This is a genomic window from Nitrosomonas sp. Nm34 (genome assembly GCF_900113925.1).
In the GTDB taxonomy this organism is placed as follows: domain Bacteria; phylum Pseudomonadota; class Gammaproteobacteria; order Burkholderiales; family Nitrosomonadaceae; genus Nitrosomonas.
Genome location: NZ_FORD01000003.1, coordinates 1 through 20,113 on the forward strand (window position 1 = coordinate 1; position 20,113 = coordinate 20,113).

The following is a 20,113-nucleotide window of genomic DNA, read 5'->3' on the forward strand; positions in this document are numbered from 1 at the left end:
CGCATAAAATAGCGATGGGGTGGATGGGCTATGCCTATTAACTGAAGAAATCCCCACTTTTTGCCATAACTCCACCAGAAAACACAAAAAAGCTTAATGCTTAACAACAAATTCTGACTACAAATACGATTCATCCAAATTAAAAATCAATTTCTGGCAAATTCGCTCTTAGTTTGGATGCTCGTGCAATATTCGGGCTAGGGCGCTGCTAAGCAAGCCGGGCAAAATTAATACACGAAATCTCGCACAGCCAGATAATTATGATTATCATATAAAGGGGTATATTGATTGGATTTCCGCCGTAAAGTCCTGTCTGTTCGAGAGAAAGAAGGATTGACGATATCCGAGGTAGAGCGACCTGATTTGATGTTGGCGTGGTAGGGTGACGCGCTGGATCAAGAACATTAAGCGCAAATCTCAAGGAGTTCACAAACACAAAATTGATCTTGATGCACTGTGGCAGGAGTGCTATTCCTGATTATCCGATACCTATCAGTACGTGCAAGCAAAACGTTCATGTGTAGCGCAGAACGCTACAAAGCACTGTGTAGCCAACGAAATCAAACTGCCGATATGTTCTTCAAACCCTACACATTCTGAATCATTCTTGGTTGGTTAGGCTAATAGCTGGTTTGAATCTCATTACGGCAAGTGCTCCGATAAAAAGCTCTGGCAACTTATTCCATTTTTAAATCTAAACTGACTTTGTCAGCTTCAACTTGCCATATTAATTATACTGCCTACGGCTCGCCTTCGCGTCATTTTTAATTTAGAAATGAAATTATAAATACGAATATGGCGCACATTACTGCGCATCAGGAATTGAATCTGGGATAATATCAGATGGCAAATAAGACTAGTAGCCACGCGCCACTTAACGAGGAAATTGAGTAAAACTGACTTCAGTTTATACAAAGAAAACAGATAAATGTAGAATCATTACCATACTAAGACAAAAGAATTCCTAAAAATTTCTTTAATTGATATCTACTTTATCGATTCAGGTAAAACTGGATTGGAATGAAACAAATGAATGAACAACACTTTCGATAAACTAAACTAAGATAAATTGTATTTATATAATATCTTAATAGCTTTTTAAGTGTAAGAAAACAATAAGCTTGGCGGTGACCTACTTTCACATGCGAAAACACACTATCATCGGCGCAACTTCGTTTCACGGTTCTGTTCGGAATGGGAAGAGGTGGTTCCAAAGCGCTATAGCCGCCAAGCGTAACCTTTTTGTTTTAAAGTAGATTAAAACAAATAAACTTTTAAATTAATTTTCCTGTCAAGAGATGTTAATTTATTCTCAAAATTATAGGATCAAGCCGCACGGCCAATTAGTATCGGTTAGCTTAACATATTACTATGCTTCCACATCCGACCTATCAACGTTGTAGTCTTCAACGAGCCTTTAGGGGGATTTACTCCCCGGGAAATCTAATCTTGTGGCAAGTTTCCCGCTTAGATGCTTTCAGCGGTTATCTTTTCCATACTTAGCTACCCGGCAATACGACTGGCGTCATAACCGGTACACCAGAGGTATGTCCACTCCGGTCCTCTCGTACTAGGAGGAGCCCCACTCAAATTTCCAGCGCCCACGGCAGATAGGGACCAAACTGTCTCACGACGTTTTAAACCCAGCTCACGTACCACTTTAAATGGCGAACAGCCATACCCTTGGGACCGGCTACAGCCCCAGGATGTGATGAGCCGACATCGAGGTGCCAAACTCCCCCGTCGATATGAACTCTTGGGAGGAATCAGCCTGTTATCCCCGGCGTACCTTTTATCCGTTGAGCGATGGCCCTTCCATACAGAACCACCGGATCACTATGACCTGCTTTCGCATCTGCTCGACTTGTCAGTCTCGCAGTTAAGCACGCTTATGCCATTGCACTATCAGCACGATTTCCGACCGTACCTAGCGTACCTTCGTACTCCTCCGTTACACTTTGGGAGGAGACCGCCCCAGTCAAACTGCCTACCATACACGGTCCCCAATCCAGCTTATGGATCTAGGTTAGAATCTCAACAACACCAGGGTGGTATTTCAAGGACGGCTCCATATACTCTGGCGAGTATACTTCACAGCCTCCCACCTATCCTACACAAGTATTGTCAAAATCCAATGTAAAGCTACAGTAAAGGTGCACGGGGTCTTTCCGTCTAGCCGCGGGTAGATTGCATCTTCACAAACATTTCAATTTCGCTGAGTCCCAGGAGGAGACAGTATGGCCATCGTTACGCCATTCGTGCAGGTCGGAACTTACCCGACAAGGAATTTCGCTACCTTAGGACCGTTATAGTTACGGCCGCCGTTTACCGGGGCTTCAATCAAGAGCTTGCACCCCATCATTTAACCTTCCGGCACCGGGCAGGCGTCACACCCTATACGTCCACTTTCGTGTTTGCAGAGTGCTGTGTTTTTATTAAACAGTCGCAGCCATCTTTTTATTGCAACCTTTCTCAGCTCTTCGCGCAAGGCGATTCACTTACTAAAGGCACACCTTCTCCCGAAGTTACGGTGTCAATTTGCCGAGTTCCTTCTCCTGGGTTCTCTCAAGCGCCTTAGAATTCTCATCCTTCCCACCTGTGTCGGTTTACGGTACGGTCCTTACATAACTGAAGCTTAGCGGCTTTTCCTGGAAGCATGGTATTACTCACTTGGCACTCCGAAGAGTGTTTCGTTATCACGTCTCAACTTAGCCGCCCGGATTTGCCTAAGCAGCATGTCTACACGCTTCAACCAGGACATCCAACACCTGGCTGAGCTAACCTTCTCCGTCCCCGCATCGCATTATGTAAAGGTACTGGAATATTAACCAGTTTCCCATCAGTTACGCATTTCTGCCTCACCTTAGGGGCCGACTCACCCTGCGTCGATTAACGTTGCACAGGAAACCTTGGGTTTTCGGCGAGGAAGCTTTTCACTTCCTTTATCGCTACTCATGTCAGCATTCGCACTTCCGATACCTCCAGCAATTTTTACAAATCACCTTCACAGGCCTACGGAACGCTCTCCTACCATTCGCACTTACGTGCGAATCCCTAGCTTCGGTGTATAGTTTAAGCCCCGTTACATCTTCCGCGCAGGACGACTCGATCAGTGAGCTATTACGCTTTCTTTAAAGGATGGCTGCTTCTAAGCCAACCTCCTGACTGTCTATGCCTTCCCACCTCGTTTACCACTTAACTATATCTTTGGGACCTTAGCTGAGGGTCTGGGTTGTTTCCCTCTTGACACCGAACGTTAGCACCCGATGTCTGTCTCCCATGCTAAAACTCTTTGGTATTCGGAGTTTGCAATGGTTTGGTAAGTCTCAATGACCCCCTAGCCATAACAGTGCTCTACCCCCAAAGGTTATACATGAGGCACTACCTAAATAGTTTTCGGAGAGAACCAGCTATTTCCAGATTTGTTTAGCCTTTCACCCCTACCCACAGCTCATCCCCTAATTTTTCAACATTAGTGGGTTCGGACCTCCACGAAGTGTTACCTTCCTTTCATCCTGGCCATGAGTAGATCATCTGGTTTCGGGTCTACACCCAGCAACTTAGTCGCCCTATTAAGACTCGCTTTCGCTACGCCTCCCCTAATCGGTTAAGCTTGCTACTGAATGTAAGTCGCTGACCCATTATACAAAAGGTACGCAGTCACCCCATACAGGGCTCCCACTGTTTGTATGCATGCGGTTTCAGGATCTATTTCACTCCCCTCCCGGGGTTCTTTTCACCTTTCCCTCACGGTACTAGTTCACTATCGGTCGATTACGAGTATTTAGCCTTGGAGGATGGTCCCCCCATCTTCAGACAGAATTTCACGTGTTCCGCCCTACTTTTTTCAATCCTAGTTCCACATCAGAATTTTCGCCTACGAGACTATCACTCTCTATGGTTCAACTTTCCAGAAGATTTGACTAATTCCAATGCTAAAGATTGATGGCTGATCCCATTTCGCTCGCCACTACTTTGGGAATCTCGGTTGATTTCTTTTCCTCTAACTACTTAGATGTTTCAGTTCGTTAGGTTCGCTTCGCTCATCCTATATATTCAGATGAGGATGATCCTTGCGGATCGGGTTTCCCCATTCGGACATCTCCGGATCAAAGCTTGTTTATCAGCTCCCCGAAGCTTATCGCAGATTTCCACGTCCTTCATCGCCTGTAATCGCCAAGGCATCCACCACATGCACTTATTTGCTTGACCCTATAATTTTGAGAACTTCTTTTCTTGATACACAACTCCAGATTTTTAAAATACTACCGATCTTTCCAGATAATATTTTATGCTCCAACAAATATTAATCAATTGATTCAATTAATATTCATATATCAGCTTTTATGTTTCTGAATTTGTTTAATTTACAATCTACTTTTTCTATTTTTTTAAAGAACAAAGCCAAACCAGCAATAAAATATAATCTTATTTTTCATGATTACCGAGAGATATTTTTCTCGAACCATCAAGATTGGACATAATATGGTGGAGGTGAACGGGATCGAACCGATGACCCCCTGCTTGCAAAGCAGGTGCTCTCCCAGCTGAGCTACACCCCCTATCTGGTGGGTCTGGGTGGACTTGAACCACCGACCCCACGCTTATCAAGCGTGTGCTCTAACCAACTGAGCTACAGACCCATAAAGGATCCTATATTAGCACAACCTTTTGCCTCATATCTCATTTGCTATTTAACTTTTAAAACAACCAATAGATTGTAGGCGCTTAGCAATATTTCATTAGAAAGGAGGTGATCCAGCCGCAGGTTCCCCTACGGCTACCTTGTTACGACTTCACCCCAGTCATAACTCTCACCGTGGCAAACGCCCTCCTTGCGGTTAGACTATCTGCTTCTGGTGAAAATTACTCCCATGGTGTGACGGGCGGTGTGTACAAGACCCGGGAACGTATTCACCGCGACATGCTGATCCGCGATTACTAGCGATTCCGACTTCACGGAGTCGAGTTGCAGACTCCGATCCGGACTACGACGCGCTTTCTGAGATTAGCTCCCCCTCGCGGGTTGGCAACCCTCTGTACGCGCCATTGTATTACGTGTGAAGCCCTACCCATAAGGGCCATGAGGACTTGACGTCATCCCCACCTTCCTCCGGTTTGTCACCGGCAGTCTCACTAAAGTGCCCAACTGAATGATGGCAATTAGTGACAAGGGTTGCGCTCGTTGCGGGACTTAACCCAACATCTCACGACACGAGCTGACGACAGCCATGCAGCACCTGTGCCTCGATTCCCTTTCGGGCACTTCCACATCTCTGTGGAATTTCGAGCATGTCAAGGGTAGGTAAGGTTTTTCGCGTTGCATCGAATTAATCCACATAATCCACCGCTTGTGCGGGTCCCCGTCAATTCCTTTGAGTTTTAATCTTGCGACCGTACTTCCCAGGCGGTCAACTTCACGCGTTAGCTACGTTACCAAATCTTTTAACAGATCCGACAACTAGTTGACATCGTTTAGGGCGTGGACTACCAGGGTATCTAATCCTGTTTGCTCCCCACGCTTTCGTGCATGAGCGTCAGTGTTAATCCAGGGAGCTGCCTTCGCCATCGGTGTTCTTCCACATCTCTACGCATTTCACTGCTACACATGGAATTCCACTCCCCTCTATCACACTCTAGTCATATAGTTTCAAACGCAATTCCCAGGTTAAGCCCGGGGATTTCACATCTGACTTATACATCCGCCTGCGCACCCTTTACGCCCAATAATTCCGATTAACGCTTGCACCCTACGTATTACCGCGGCTGCTGGCACGTAGTTAGCCGGTGCTTCTTATGTCGGTACCGTCATTCATTATGGATATTAGCCATAACTATTTCTTCCCGACCGAAAGAGCTTTACAACCCGAAGGCCTTCTTCACTCACGCGGCATGGCTGGATCAGGCTTGCGCCCATTGTCCAAAATTCCCCACTGCTGCCTCCCGTAGGAGTCTGGGCCGTGTCTCAGTCCCAGTGTGGCTGGTCGTCCTCTCAGACCAGCTACTGATCGTTGCCTTGGTAAGCCTTTACCTTACCAACTAGCTAATCAGGCATCGGCCGCTCTAAAAGCACAAGGTCTTTCGATCCCCTGCTTTCCTCCTTAGAGATTATGCGGTATTAGCACATCTTTCGATGCGTTATCCCCCACTTTAAGACACGTTCCGATGTATTACTCACCCGTTCGCCACTCGCCACCAGGGTTGCCCCCGTGCTGCCGTTCGACTTGCATGTGTAAAGCATGCCGCCAGCGTTCAATCTGAGCCAGGATCAAACTCTTCAGTTTAATTTAATTCTATTTGCTCAGCATTTAGCATATATTAACATCTATACACTATTTACCTTGTATAACTCTTAGTTACTAATTTAATATCAATCAAATTAGTTATATTTACTAAGCGCCTACATCTATTGGCTGTTTATTTTTTTAAAGAGCTGGTTGCTTTTTTTTCGTCTCAAGCAACAGAGATGTGCATTATACAGACCATATTTTCTCCGTCAAGCTTTTTAACATTTTTTTTAAAATAAATTTTCTCAATCAACGAATACAATAAACTCACATCGATTATTTGATTATTGTTTCAATAGTTTACAGGCATATTACAAAATATTACCATCCTGTTATTCTCTATTGATTCAAGCGACATGTTTCAACTTTGCATGTTACTGCGCTTTTCCAGGATTAATTGGTTGCGCTATAAAGTAATGCTCACCACCTGACAATGAGTGACAGCAAATTACGATTTATTATTTGCCAGCCGCTACAAACACAAACAGGGCAACCCCTGAACCACTCTGATTGTTACTCAGAATACTCTTTTGCCTTCACTTCCAGAGTAATCCTTAATTCACGCTCAGTAACTGGCCAGATCAATTTTAATTTGACAGCCTGCATAATCTTTTCATAGCCTCCCTCCGATTGAGATACAGAAAAGTGAGGTTGCGCACAAAATCTGATTGGAGCAGAAGTACTCATTAGCAGCATACCCTGCAGAACCACATCCTCCATAGCGATGTTAGTGATATCCGCCAAATCCATATATTGCCCAAAACCGCCCAACACCGTGGATTCATCTTTAACATAACGGCCACCTGGACCATCACAACTGGGCATAGCTAAATTGATTTCGGTTTCCAGATGGCCCTCTACATTCCCCGACAAGTGATAGGAAACTAAAAGGCGGTTGCCAGAAAGCTCCAGTACCTTAACGACTTCACCTTGATCGTTTTTGGACAAGAAACGGATACGAGACTCATCTTGTGATTCGAGATGATAAATTAATGACACTTTATTTAGGTTGTCAAAAAACAGGCTTTGCGGATGAGCGTCAACCTGTAAGTCAGAAAGAATAATTTGATTCTTAAAATTGATCCGATCATGCGCAGATGCAATACCCGTACCGCTATGTTTGGGTATTTCAAGTGCATTGGGTTGTATTTTGCAGTAGTAATGTTCTATTTGACGACGTAACGTGTCACCAAAATTATGCTTGAGCTGATAGGCATCAAATTCACATAGGCTCGCATTGCCATCAAGCTTAACTACAGCCTGGAGTACTTGATTATGTAAATAGGCTTCTTCCACACCGTCCAGATCGGTATCCTCGATAAAAAAAGCAGGACGTGGTGCACACTCATCCAACAAACCTTCTAATTCGACAACATTATTGTATATAGCTCGTCGCAAATGCGGGAGATATAGACCACCGAACAAGCCATGCCAATAAGCATCATTGGCTTGTGCAGCATACAATTTTTGTCGCATCGCATCAGAGCATTGCGTTACCGGCAGCGCAGCAAAACGGGCAGAAAGGGATAGCATACGCTTGTGCATCCAGTTCGATTCAGGGTAACGAGAAAAAAAATTTTTCCAGATACCTCCGCGTAGAAAGGATTTATTATGCTCATACCAGCCAGTTGCTTTTGCCTGGCGCACTAGATCAGCATAAGCATTAGCTGGTCCAGCAGGTAACGTCCATTCATTCATCTCAATGTAGGAGGTAGTCGGCAGATAAATTATTCCATGAGATTTTTCCAAAGCATGATAATCATGATAATGTCGAGGAAAAATTTTGGGAGAAGCCAGTACACCTTGAATAAATTGCTCAAGCCAGCCCTTCTCATATACCCACTGATAGGTCTCAGGCCAAATGCCAAATTTCTCGATATCATCGAAATAAATAGCGGCAACACCCTTGTTTGTTGTTGAGTTTTCAGCTAGAGACTCAATATAGGCCACCGCTTCATGTGCTGGGGAAAAAGGTAACTTATAACGAAGCATTTCAGATATAGGGAAAAGATCCAAGGCGCGATCATCTTCCTCGGTGGTAAAGAAACCATTGAGTTCTGCTTTGGTTTTGCCCGCACACATAAAATGATAATCATCTACGATAACGTAGCGAATCCCGCAATCTACCAACGCGGGCACCACGGTTGATTCCCATACCCGCTCAGTGAGCCAAGCACCCTGTGGACGCTGCCCGAATCTTTCCTCTAATTTCTTGGAAAAAGTTTCAATTTGTCCAATACGGTCCCGATTGGGAATAACCGCTAATACTGGTTCTGTTTCTCCCGCACCGAAAAGCTCTACTTGCCCCCGCATGACCATCTCACGCAATAAAGCCATATCATTGGGGTAATGCTCAAATAAGAAATCAAGTAGCCATCCAGAAAAATGAAGAGCAAACTTAAAATCTGGATAACGATATAAAACTTGTAAAAAAGGTCTATAACAACGCAAATGCGCATCGACTAAAACTTCTGCAAAGTTTCCAACCGGCTGATGCGCATGAACACCAAATAGTAAAGAGATAGATTGAGATGCCACTAAGTTTCACTCGTTTTATGTTATGGACAGTTTGAAGCTCCTAAACTAATGCATTTTTTATTTTATGAAAACAATTTCATACCAGGCGTCTATTCTTTTTACTTTGACCCGCTTTACGATGAGCGCCGCATCGTTTCAATCACCTCAGTATATCTTCCACCCTGACTGATTGGCTCCAGCACGATTGCGGGTACTGGCAATTTCAGCAAACGATAGAGGTTGGCAAGATTTTTTCGAAACAATTGATCAAAACTAGCAACTGCCTGTGCAGAATTATAATCACCAAACCACCAGAACCAGTCAGAACTCTCACATGATGCAAGCTGCTGTTCTACCATTAATTTTTCTTCATCCGTCAGACGCCCGCTCTTCATTACAAAATCATAACTCTGTTTAGCTGTACATAATAGATCCCAGGCTAAATTTTTGTCATGATCACCTATCCAAGTAGAAAAGCTTCCGTAAACCCAGCTTCCTGCAGCTAGTACAGGTAAAATTTGGGTTTCAGCCTGCGTATCAATTAAATTCACAATATAATCACGATAAGTCGTTGTTTGAATGAATGGGTGGTTTTCAAGCAAATCGTAAAGATCTTTGAGAAAATAGTAACCATTATAAGGATAAGACTCCCAGGCATTTTCACCATCAAGAATGACACTTACAATGGGATACGTAATTGCCTGCACCTCATGATGAATTTTCTCAAGCATATGGATAAAATTTTCTGCTGCATCGCGCCCAAACCATTTTGAATATTCGAACCCGATCATATCGGATAATTTGTCATCACGAAAAAAACAAAACATCCCGTTTTTTTCCTCAGATACTTGGTAGGGGCGGTAAAGATAGTGATTCCGATTCGGTAACGATTGATTCGGAAACGATTTACGCAAGCTGTTAACCAATACACCCTCACCACTGGCACTCCATTGGCAGTCCAATTCCATGAAGATATTCAGCAAATCTTTTGATATCCCCCCTTCAGCAGGCCAGAAGCCCGCAGGCTGCGTATCAAAGTATTGTCTGTGACGATTGATAGCTGACTTTACATGAAAGGTAACGCGCTCACATCCTCCCGGATAAATTGCATTCGAAGGTAAAGTAGCCTCGGGAAGACTATCACGCGCTGACGAGAAATCAATCAGCAAAGGAGCCAACGGATGAAAATGAGGCGTAGTGGATAGTTCAATTTGACCGCTGGCAGCAAGTTCACGGTAACGTGGAATCAATTCCTGAATAAGCTTTCCAATAAGATTAAATAGCTGCAATCTATCTGTATAACTAAAATTTTTACCTTGCGCCATGAGCTTTACCACAAACTCATGGCTTCGCCGCACACTTTCCCCCGTCCATGCAAGGTGATACCACATTAACAGATCAGCCAGATACTGACCGGAAACATAGATTAAATCCTTATCCCCCTGCCTTTTGAGCATATCGTACACATCATGCAAATGTTGATAGGCAGGATAAGGTTTTAGCATGGTGGCATGATTGCTCTGAAAGCAGCTATTCAGTATAGATGCACGTTCATTCACCGTGATCATATTCAGATCGGGCGTAGCAAGCAGGCGTAATAATGGATCACGTATTTTTTTCTGTGTAAACTGCTGTGCATAATCTTCAAGTTGATCCAACAATATGGGCACAAAATTGACGATCGCCTTGACACAGGGATGTTGTTCTAAGTGATGCGCCATATCAGTGTAATCTTTGATGGCATGCAAATATACCCACGGCAGCAAGAATTCACCTGTGTCACGGTCCCGGTAATCGGGTTGATGCATATGCCATAGTAAAGCGAGATTCAGTGGTTTCATGAATTAAAAGCAGATTGCCTATCTAATTACTCAAAAAAATATGAATTCTTAGTTAAGACCCGTCATATGGGCATGCCCAAGAACACCATGCCGATTATGCTGATCCATTCCTAAATCAAGCCTGACTCTGCTGGCTTCACCTTGCTGTATTATTCATACTGCCTGCCGCTCGCTTTCACGCTATTTTTGATTCGGAAATGGAATGGCTTACTAATGAATTGAGGACGGTATTACCCTCTACCAGCCCCCCCTTTTCAGATGCTTAACGAACATAATGTATGCTTTGACCCAGCATTTCGGGCGTTATGAGTGTAATCCCTTTTTTCGTTACATAGAATCGCTTGCTGTCTTCTTCTGGATCGAATCCAACTTTCAATCCTTCCGGTATGACGCAGTTTTTTTCAACGACCACGCGCTTCAAATGGACATGCCGACCTATATCTACATTAGGAAGCACGACCGAGTCCTCGACGATCCCATAGCTTCGAACTTGGACATTGGAAAATAATAATGAGCGACGAATGGTTGCGCCACTAATAATACATCCCCCCGAAATCGTAGAATCAAGCGCATGTCCTCGTCGATCGTCACCATCAAACACAAATTTGGCAGGCGGTAATTGTTCCTGGTAAGTCCAGATCGGCCAGTCTTCATCATATAGATTAAGAGCAGGTGTAATGGTCGTAAGATCGATATTAGCTTCCCAGTAAGCATCCACTGTCCCCACATCGCGCCAGTAAGGAATACCGGCAGCCATATTGACACAACTGCTATGAAAGCTATGTGCATAAACACGATGATGATTCACTAAGTACGGAATCAAATCTTTACCAAAATCGTGCGAAGAATGAGTGTCATCGTGATCGCGAATCAATTGTTCAAACAGAAATGAAGCATTAAAGAGATAAATACCCATGCTAACCAATGCACGATCTGACTGACCTGGCATGGAGGCGGGATGATCAGGCTTCTCAGTAAAACTAGTCACATGCCATTTATCGTTTACCGCCACCACCCCAAAAGCAGTGGCTTCTTCCAGTGGTACCTCCAAGCAGGCAATAGTGATGTCTGCGCCTCTTTTTTTATGCTCGACAAGCATTCTACTGTAATCCATTTTATAAACATGATCACCACCCAATATCAGAACATAGCCAGGAGCATGATAACGCAAAATATCAAGGTTCTGAAAAACAGCATCGGCAGTCCCTTGATACCAAGTTTCTTCAGTTCGCTGTTGAGCTGGAAAAAGCTCGACATATTCTTTGAACCGCCCATCAAGAAAGCTCCAGCCACGCTGGATATGGCGAATCAGGCTCTGCGCTTTATATTGAGTAACCACTCCAATACGCCGCACACCCGAATTGACACAATTCGACAGAGGAAAATCTATAATACGGAACTTACCACCAAACGGCACAGCTGGTTTAGCACGCCAGTCTGTTAGATGATGTAAACGGCTGCCACGTCCTCCTGCGAGTATTAATGCAAGCGCGTTATGTGTAAGCATTCAATATCTCCCGATCTGAGAAGATCCATTTAATTGATAATATGAATATGGATAATCAATACATCAATCACAACACAAGCAATCCAGCATAGAAAATAAGCCCATCTAGTAGATGTTATAGCGTTACTATAGTCAAGCTCGCCACTTTATACTTTAGAATATGAGTTGTATTATGTAATCTATTGTATTTATAGCATCTTATCTTACTGGATCTTAATTGTCATTTCCAGACATAACCCTCTCTTGTTTTCTTGTTAGTTACTATCGAGGCCTATGAAATCTGAACTTGTACATACCAGCACTGATTCATTGCAAGAAATGTTGTTAGCGGCACGATTACATAACCCATTTGATTACCTGGGCGTGCACAGGGAGCAGGATGATGCGCTGGCAACAAGAGTATTCCAGCCTTATGCTGCCAATGTCTGGATTCAGACAGCCAATGGTTTTGAGCCAATGACACGGATCCATGATGAGGGTATCTTTGAATGGCATAGCAAAATACCTCCCATGCACCCCTATCTCTTGCGAATCGAGGAAAAGACTTCACTGGGAGCCGTGCGTGAATGGTATGACCCCTATGCTTTTCCTGTGCAAATTTCCGATTATGAGCTGTATTTATATAATGAAGGCAATCTGCGTCAAGCTTATCGAACCCTGGGTGCACAGTTGACTGCCATACATGGAATTGCCGGTGTCCGCTTTGCGGTCTGGGCACCCAATGCTGAACGTGTCAGCATAATTGGTGATTTTAATCGTTGGGATGGGCGAATACATCCAATGGCTGTTCATCATCATAGCGGCGTATGGGAATTATTTATTCCTGGTTTACCAAGTGGCACCCTTTACAAATATGAGATTCGCAATCGTAATACTGGCGATATCTTGATCAAGACAGATCCTTTTGCAAATTATCATGAGCTGCGCCCCAGCAATGCAGGCCGCACTCCAATGGAAGAAAACTTTGTTTGGCAGGATACAGATTGGATGCAGAAACGAACTGGCTGGGACTGGTTACATGCACCACTCAATATCTATGAAATTCATGCAGGCTCATGGAAACGGCATCCCGATGGGCGTTTCTATACTTATCGTGAGCTTGCCCAGCATTTGATTCCTTATCTGCTCGACATGGGCTATTCACATGTTGAATTATTGCCGATATCAGAACACCCACTTGATGAGTCCTGGGGTTATCAGACAACAGGCTATTTCGCGATATCAAGTCGATATGGCTTGCCAGAAGATTTCAAATTTTTTGTGAATGCTTGTCATCAAGCAAACATCGGAGTCATCCTGGATTGGGTGCCAGCCCATTTTCCTCAGGATATTTTTTCCTTAGCCCGCTTCGACGGCACTGCCCTTTACGAGCATGAAGATCCTCGTCTGGGATTCCATCAAGACTGGGGAACATTTATTTTCAATTATGGGCGTAATGAAGTGAGATCGTTTTTACTCTCAAGCGCGCATTATTGGTTAAATGTATTCCATATCGATGGATTACGTGTGGATGCAGTAGCTTCAATGCTTTATCTGGATTACTCACGCAAAGCAGGAGAATGGTTACCCAATAAATACGGTGGCCGGGAAAACCTCGAGGCGGTAGATTTCCTGCGCGAACTCAATATTATGGTGCATGAAGCGTTTCCCGGCGCGATTACTTTGGCGGAAGAATCTACCTCGTGGCCAGCAGTATCACGTCCCACTTATGTGGGTGGATTAGGGTTTTCCATGAAATGGAACATGGGTTGGATGAATGACACGCTTACTTATATGAAGCTTGACCCCATTCACCGTCGTTATCAGCACAATAATTTAACCTTTAATCAGTTATACGCCTACACCGAAAACTTTGTATTGCCACTATCACACGATGAAGTGGTGCATGGTAAAGGCTCTTTGTTAGCCAAAATGCCAGGCGATGTCTGGCAGAAATTTGCCAACTTGCGTTTGTTGTTTACCTACCAACTGACTTGCCCCGGCAAAAAACTTAATTTTATGGGTAACGAATTTGCTCATGGGTCTGAATGGCAAGTTAATAAAGAGCTTGATTGGAATTTGCTGGAATATGAGCCTCATCGCGGCGTACAAATGGCATTACGCGACCTGAATCATCTTTATATGAATACCCCCGCATTACATCAGCTTGATTTCTTCGCGGAAGGGTTTAGCTGGGTCGATTGTCATGATGCAGAGCAATCTGTCATTAGCTATCTGCGTCATGCGCAAGATGGTTCGTTTAGGCTGATTGTATTAAATTTTACGCCAGTCACGCGCATGAAATACCGTATCGGCACGCCTGTCAGCGGCTCCTACCAAGAAGTATTTAATAGTGACTCCGCTTATTATGGCGGGAGTAATATAGGAAATGCTGGCTGGATTACCACAACCGGAGAACCCTGTTTAAGTTTTGCTGATTCCCTCATGATCACGCTGCCACCATTAGCTGGGATTATTCTGAGGCCGAGTAATACTTAAACAGCCTAGTACCTCACCGAACTTTCTATTCATAGTCAGTAGCGTTTACATCCATGACATCAAACAAAGAAGGCATATTGGGGTTAGTCTGGATTATCTTCATAAACAAAAAATTTACGCAGAGCGATTACTCTTCCGTTTTTAATGCCTTGATCCATTTGCGGTATAACTGATCGGCAATGGTATTCAATTTCGACACGCGAGACTTCAGATTCATTTGCATGGCATCAGCTGATTGCACTGCAGGACTGGCCTGATTCTGTATAATTTCTGTCGCATTCATTCTACTCCAGCTAAGCACCATGTCTTCGGTCATCTCCACATGGCACTGCATTCCCAGATGAATTCCTAATGCAAATGCCTGATTTTGGCAATAATCGTTGGAAAGCAGCAATGAACTTCCAGCAGGTAAAGAAAAGGTCTCCCCATGCCAGTGAAATAGTTCAAATTCTTTTACATCCTCTAACCATTCGCGCGCAACCGGATTATCCGCCACGCGGACTTTTCCCCAGCCCAATTCTTTGATAGGATTCGCCTCAATAATACCTCCAAACGCTTTGGACATAAGTTGGCCACCCAAACAATGCCCCAATACAGGCACATCATGAGCTACTGCTTGCTTAATCAGGTTAAGTAATAAGTCAATCCAAGGCAGGTTATCGTTGACGCTCATGGGGCCTCCCATCAGAGCCAAGCCACTAAATGGATAAATATTACCAGGAAGGCCCTCCCCCTGATCGATGCTGATTAGCTGCCAGGGAATATGATTGTTGTCGAGAAATGTGGCAAAATAGCCAGGTCCCTCAATAGGGGAAAATCTAAAAATTGCAATTGGTTTCATGGCGATAACCTTTCTGGTATAACAAATCTTTAACTGCTAATTGTAGCTTTTTCCATTGAGTTCTTTCTTCTGATTGTATTTTTAAATGATTTTGTGAACCGGGACCATTCGACGCACTTTTTTCAGGCTCAATTTAATCGATGCCAATCACCTTTCAATCAGCTTGACAGATCAGGAGGAATAACGCTCTGTTTTTCCATTCTTTTAATCAACAGTTATGGCCACACACAACACTACGTTCTCTGATCTGGTTCGTTTAGAGCAATTGCGCCACATTGAAACGGGCAAAGCAGAAGCGCTGTCATACGCAAGCATCGCTGATATGGAAACCCACGCTGTTTCTGATTTCAATTACCCTGTTTTTCTAAAACGGCTAACCACCCGTGCCCGGCGCCTGATTCAGGATAATGCGCTAGCTACAACATTACAATATCCCCAAAAACTTTTTATCCGTGCGAGCCGAATAAGCTTAATAAGCTCGGCAATTTTGGGCGCATTGGCAGCAGGTAATGCAATAGGCGAGTCTTCCACGCTCAACATATATTGGTTATTAGCAGTTTTGCTCGGCTTCAATTTAATTTCCATTATGCTGTGGGTGATAGGTATTTCATTCAAATCACAGGGATTGAGTGCAGGGGTTGTCGCTCAGCTGGCTTGCTGGTTACCCTATCGTCACAAGGAAAAGGAGAGTGATACGATTGCTTTACTTGCCGCACGCGGCTGGTGGGAAGCCAATTTGACTGGTACAGTTGGCAAATGGCGCATCAGTATTCTCACTCATCAATTCTGGCTGACTTATCTGGCGACCGGGATAGTCTTACTGGTGCTGCTCATGATGGCAAAGCAATATGACTTTATTTGGGGAACGACATTACTACCAGAAAGCAGTCTTCCTGAACTGACTCAATGGCTGAGTAAACCTATGGAATTTTGGGGTCTGGTTCCTCCCGACAGCTCTCAGATTGCAGCAAGCCGAGTGAGCGCGATTATACAAGAACAAGATGCGGAAACCAGAAGTGCCTGGGCCAAATTCTTGTTGAGCGCCTTATTGCTCTATGGCATTGCGCCTCGGCTTATATTGCTACTTGTTTCTGTGCTGATGCTAAAACTAGCTGAGCATCGCTTCAAAATAGATCTCTATTTACCTTACTATATTACTTTACGACAACGTTTAATGGCGCATCAACTTGAGTCCAGCGTCATTGATGCAGACCCGAATATAGTCGTAGATAAAAAGATCACTCCTCGACAAGTTGGCCAGGGTATATTGCAAAATGCACTCGCAATTGGGATTGAACTTGATGATCATATCGTTTGGCCAGATGGCATGAACTGCAGCAAAAATGTCATTGATCAGGCATCGTTTTCGGAAGCAGCCAACATCATCCAGAAATCCGATAGTGCGTTGCTGATTGGTGTGGCTGCTCATCGCCTGCCAGACAGAGGCGTGCAACGTACCATCCGGGATCTGATGACTTATACCTCTGGAGAGGTTTGGTTAGTTTTACTGCGCAGCCGCGCAGCCATTCCCGTTGCCGACACACGCAAACTCGCATGGTTCAGAACGGCTGAGGCATGCGCTATTCCCGCTGAATGTGTTATCACTCAATAACCATGAATGTAGCAGATAAAGCATCACACCAGGATATTCCCTCATTGATAAATATTGCAGTGGTAGGCCACACTAATACCGGTAAGACCTCGCTGATTCGCACCATGCTGCGAAGCAATCAATTCGGTAAAATCGAAGATAGTGCAGGAACGACTCGCCATGTTGAACGGGCAACTATTTTTGCTGATAATGAAGCCATATTGAATTTACATGACACCCCTGGTATTGAGGATTCTCATGCACTGTTAAGGCAACTTAAATCGATTGGCACGCATCATAAATCGTTTTCACCCATCGAAATATTAGAAAAATTCATTGCCACCACGTCTATCGATGATCCATTAGAACAAGAAGCCAAGGTCATCAGGCAAATATTGCGCAGCGATGTCCTATTGTACATCATCGATGTGCGCGAGCCTGTATTGGAAAAATATCTGATGGAAATCGAGGTGCTCAGCAAGGCTATGAAACCCATCATCCCGGTTTTCAATTTTATTGCCAACCACACAGCAGAGCTTGCCATCTGGCGAAAAAAACTGGCTGCTTTCAATCTTCATACCTCATTAGAATTCGATACAGTCGCCTTTTCTTTTGAGGCGGAGAAGCGGTTGTATCAAAAAATACAAACTCTGGTGGAATCACACTATGAGCAATTGCAGAAACTCATCAATTACCGCGCCACGGTATGGGACCAACTCTGCCTGTCTGCAGCCAGACGCATCGTTGAGTTGATTGTATCGGTTGCCTGCTATCGTGAAAGCAAACGGAACCAGAGCGATAGTCATGCAAATTCAACCGCCGTCCAAAAATTAAAGGATTTCGTGAGAAAATCCGAACAAAGCTGTTTAAGAGATTTGCTAACCATTTTTAATTTCTCAGAGAAAGACATTGCTCTCCAAAAAATTCCTGTCAGCAATGGCCAATGGCAGCTTGATATATTTGCTCCCGGGGTTCTCAAGGCGTATGGTCTTGATATTGGCAGTGCTGCACTCAAAGGTGCAGCAACAGGCGCAGGAATTGATCTGATGGTGGGTGGGCTAAGCTTAGGAGCAGCCACTGCCTTGGGTGCGATCGCTGGCACTGGCTGGTCAACATTTAAACGCTATGGCAAGGAGATCAAAGCCAAAATTCAAGGCATGCAATGGTTGTGTGTGGATGAAAGCACGCTGCAGATACTCTACCTCCGTCAGCAGCAATTGTTGTCAAAACTGATGCATCGTGGTCATGCTGCGTACCAGGCAGACCAGATTGATACGACCACTGTATCTGCTTCAGAAAAATTACCCAGTAACTGGCCCGATATAATCAATACCCTGCAACAGAATCCGATATGGTGTAAACCTTCTACCGCTCGAAATCAAGATCCACAATATCAAAATATTGAAGCCAAACTGATCAATGCATTGCTAGCTAACGGCTAATTCCATTTCCAAATCAAACATGACGCGAAGGCGAGCTGCAGACAATCTCAATAATATGGCAAGGTGAAGCCGACAAAGTCAGTTTTGATTTAGAAATGCAATCAAACCCATCTGACGCTCGTCAAGAAACAGGCAGTAGTCATCTCCAGCACATGGCGGATAGAACGCGCACCGACACCGCCAAGATAACTCACAGTTCTCTTATATTTGGGAAAATATCGTAGATTCAGCTTTCATTCAGGATCTGCTGGATAAGATGACAGTCAGTATCGCACATGATGAATCCATCTCAATTATTAGTTGCTGAAACCAGCACAATGAGCATCACTGAATGGTGTAATTTGATAATTAATTTTGTTTAGCCTGGATATTTTGCCAAGCTGATTTAGCGAAATATCCAGGCTAACTCCACCAAACTCAAATAAAAATTGATATGAACAGATTCAAACTGATTTGTATGACTGTCGTCTTGGCTTGCTCGATATCGGCAGCTTCAGCATGGACCGCTGATGGGGATAGTATCGACTTTGATAAGAGTGATCTTGGAGACGATTTTGATTCTGATGTTGATTTTAGTAATGATTTCGGTAGCGATTCCGGAGAAAACTTTGATTGGAACGGAGATTTTACAAACAGTTTTGTGACAAGAGATATGGATCAAAGGGAAGACTTTTATCCAAGTGCAGATTCGGAACAGAGTAGCCTCATTTATCAAAACGAAAATTTTACTCAGCCGGAAAATTTTGAGCGAGCCGATAATCCAAGCCCAGGACGAGACTTTGAGCAATACAATGAGGTTATGACAAAGGATTACGCTAATCATGATATGGTGGGATCTGTTCATCAAGATAAGCAGTCTGTCGAACTCACTCACCCTCCGCAGGAAGGTGAGTTTGTCCCGGATAATGAATTCGCCCCAATTCATCAAGCTACCAATGGAGATTCCACTCAGCATGGTCAGCCTATTCAGCAGGATGGATCAGCTCAGGCAGACTCGTCCATCCAAACCAATGTTGCTCAGGGTGATTCTTTAGCCCAGAACATTCATATTCAGAACGCTCACTCGCTTCAGAATAATGAACATGATCACCACGGTGCACTTAGCCACGGTATTTTGCATGGTCAGCATCACGCACATTACCATGATTTTGGTATTGGATTTGGGCTAGGTATCGACCCAGGATGGGGAGCTGGTCCTTTTTATTCTTTCATCCCTTTCAGCAGCTTTGGTTATTATGGATATGGTGGTTTCGCACCTTATAATAGTTTTGGTTTACACAGCAGTTTCGATTCTTTTGGAGGAATTGGTTTTTATAGTGGCTATGTTCCTATTGCTTATGCTGGCTTTGGCTCCTATGGCCGTTTTGAAAGTTACTATCCGTCAGGTGGCTTCCCCGCGGTGATTGCTGATCCGGCATTCCCAATAACCATGACCAGCGTGCCGCCCAGCAAACCGGCTTATATTCAACAACAGAATGTTTCACAACCTGCTCCTGAGCCAAAAACCAATTATTGGCACTATTGTCGAAAACCAGAAGGGTACTATCCTTATGTTAGGAAGTGCCCTGATGGTTGGGTAAAAATTCCTTCACAGCCTTCTTAATTAAAT

Annotated in this window: 8 protein-coding genes, 2 tRNA genes and 3 rRNA genes; 4 read left to right on the forward strand and 9 right to left on the reverse strand. The window is 44.1% G+C overall.

Annotated elements, in window-relative coordinates; all coding sequences use genetic code 11:
• Positions 1–1,119: 1,119 nt before the first annotated feature.
• From rrf to glgC, 8 genes are all read right to left on the reverse strand, one after another.
• A 5S ribosomal RNA gene (rrf, locus tag BM283_RS01955) occupies positions 1,120–1,232 on the reverse strand.
• 90 nt (positions 1,233–1,322) lie between these two features.
• Positions 1,323–4,212, reverse strand: a 23S ribosomal RNA gene (locus tag BM283_RS01960).
• 274 nt (positions 4,213–4,486) lie between these two features.
• A tRNA-Ala gene (locus BM283_RS01965) sits at positions 4,487–4,562 on the reverse strand.
• A gap of 4 nt (positions 4,563–4,566) precedes the next feature.
• A tRNA-Ile gene (locus BM283_RS01970) sits at positions 4,567–4,643 on the reverse strand.
• 103 nt (positions 4,644–4,746) lie between these two features.
• Positions 4,747–6,284, reverse strand: a 16S ribosomal RNA gene (locus BM283_RS01975).
• The 16S, 23S and 5S rRNA genes sit together here with 2 tRNA genes alongside, the layout of an rRNA operon.
• A 516-nt stretch (positions 6,285–6,800) precedes the next feature.
• The gene (locus BM283_RS01980; protein WP_090688572.1) at positions 6,801–8,825 is read right to left on the reverse strand and encodes an alpha-amylase/4-alpha-glucanotransferase domain-containing protein; all 2,025 of its coding nucleotides are present in this window, start codon (positions 8,823–8,825) and stop codon (positions 6,801–6,803) included.
• A 113-nt stretch (positions 8,826–8,938) separates the two neighbouring features.
• Complete coding sequence (locus BM283_RS01985) at positions 8,939–10,645, reverse strand: glycoside hydrolase family 57 protein (protein ID WP_090688575.1); 1,707 nt, start codon at positions 10,643–10,645, stop codon at positions 8,939–8,941.
• A gap of 262 nt (positions 10,646–10,907) precedes the next feature.
• Positions 10,908–12,152 (reverse strand): glucose-1-phosphate adenylyltransferase, encoded by a 1,245-nt coding sequence (gene glgC, locus BM283_RS01990; protein WP_090688578.1) that lies wholly within the window; start codon positions 12,150–12,152, stop codon positions 10,908–10,910.
• A 273-nt stretch (positions 12,153–12,425) separates the two neighbouring features.
• Between glgC and glgB the strand changes: the two genes are divergently transcribed.
• Positions 12,426–14,630: a 1,4-alpha-glucan branching protein GlgB gene (gene glgB, locus BM283_RS01995; RefSeq protein WP_090688581.1), complete on the forward strand. Its 2,205-nt coding sequence runs from the start codon at positions 12,426–12,428 to the stop codon at positions 14,628–14,630.
• Between the two features lie 127 nt (positions 14,631–14,757).
• Here the strand turns inward: glgB and BM283_RS02000 are convergent, their stop codons facing one another.
• Positions 14,758–15,471, reverse strand: a complete 714-nt coding sequence (locus BM283_RS02000) for a type 1 glutamine amidotransferase (RefSeq protein ID WP_090688585.1) — start codon at positions 15,469–15,471, stop codon at positions 14,758–14,760.
• A 217-nt stretch (positions 15,472–15,688) separates the two neighbouring features.
• Here BM283_RS02000 and BM283_RS02005 point away from each other — a divergent pair, with 217 nt between their 5' ends.
• From BM283_RS02005 to BM283_RS02015, 3 genes are all read left to right on the forward strand, one after another.
• The gene (locus BM283_RS02005) at positions 15,689–17,083 is read left to right on the forward strand and encodes a DUF2868 domain-containing protein (protein ID WP_090688588.1); all 1,395 of its coding nucleotides are present in this window, start codon (positions 15,689–15,691) and stop codon (positions 17,081–17,083) included.
• A gap of 2 nt (positions 17,084–17,085) precedes the next feature.
• Entirely contained in the window at positions 17,086–18,504 is a 1,419-nt protein-coding gene (locus tag BM283_RS02010) for a DUF3482 domain-containing protein (RefSeq protein ID WP_090688590.1), read from the forward strand.
• 433 nt (positions 18,505–18,937) lie between these two features.
• Positions 18,938–20,107, forward strand: a complete 1,170-nt coding sequence (locus BM283_RS02015) for a hypothetical protein (RefSeq protein ID WP_139225166.1) — start codon at positions 18,938–18,940, stop codon at positions 20,105–20,107.
• Positions 20,108–20,113 lie beyond the last annotated feature (6 nt).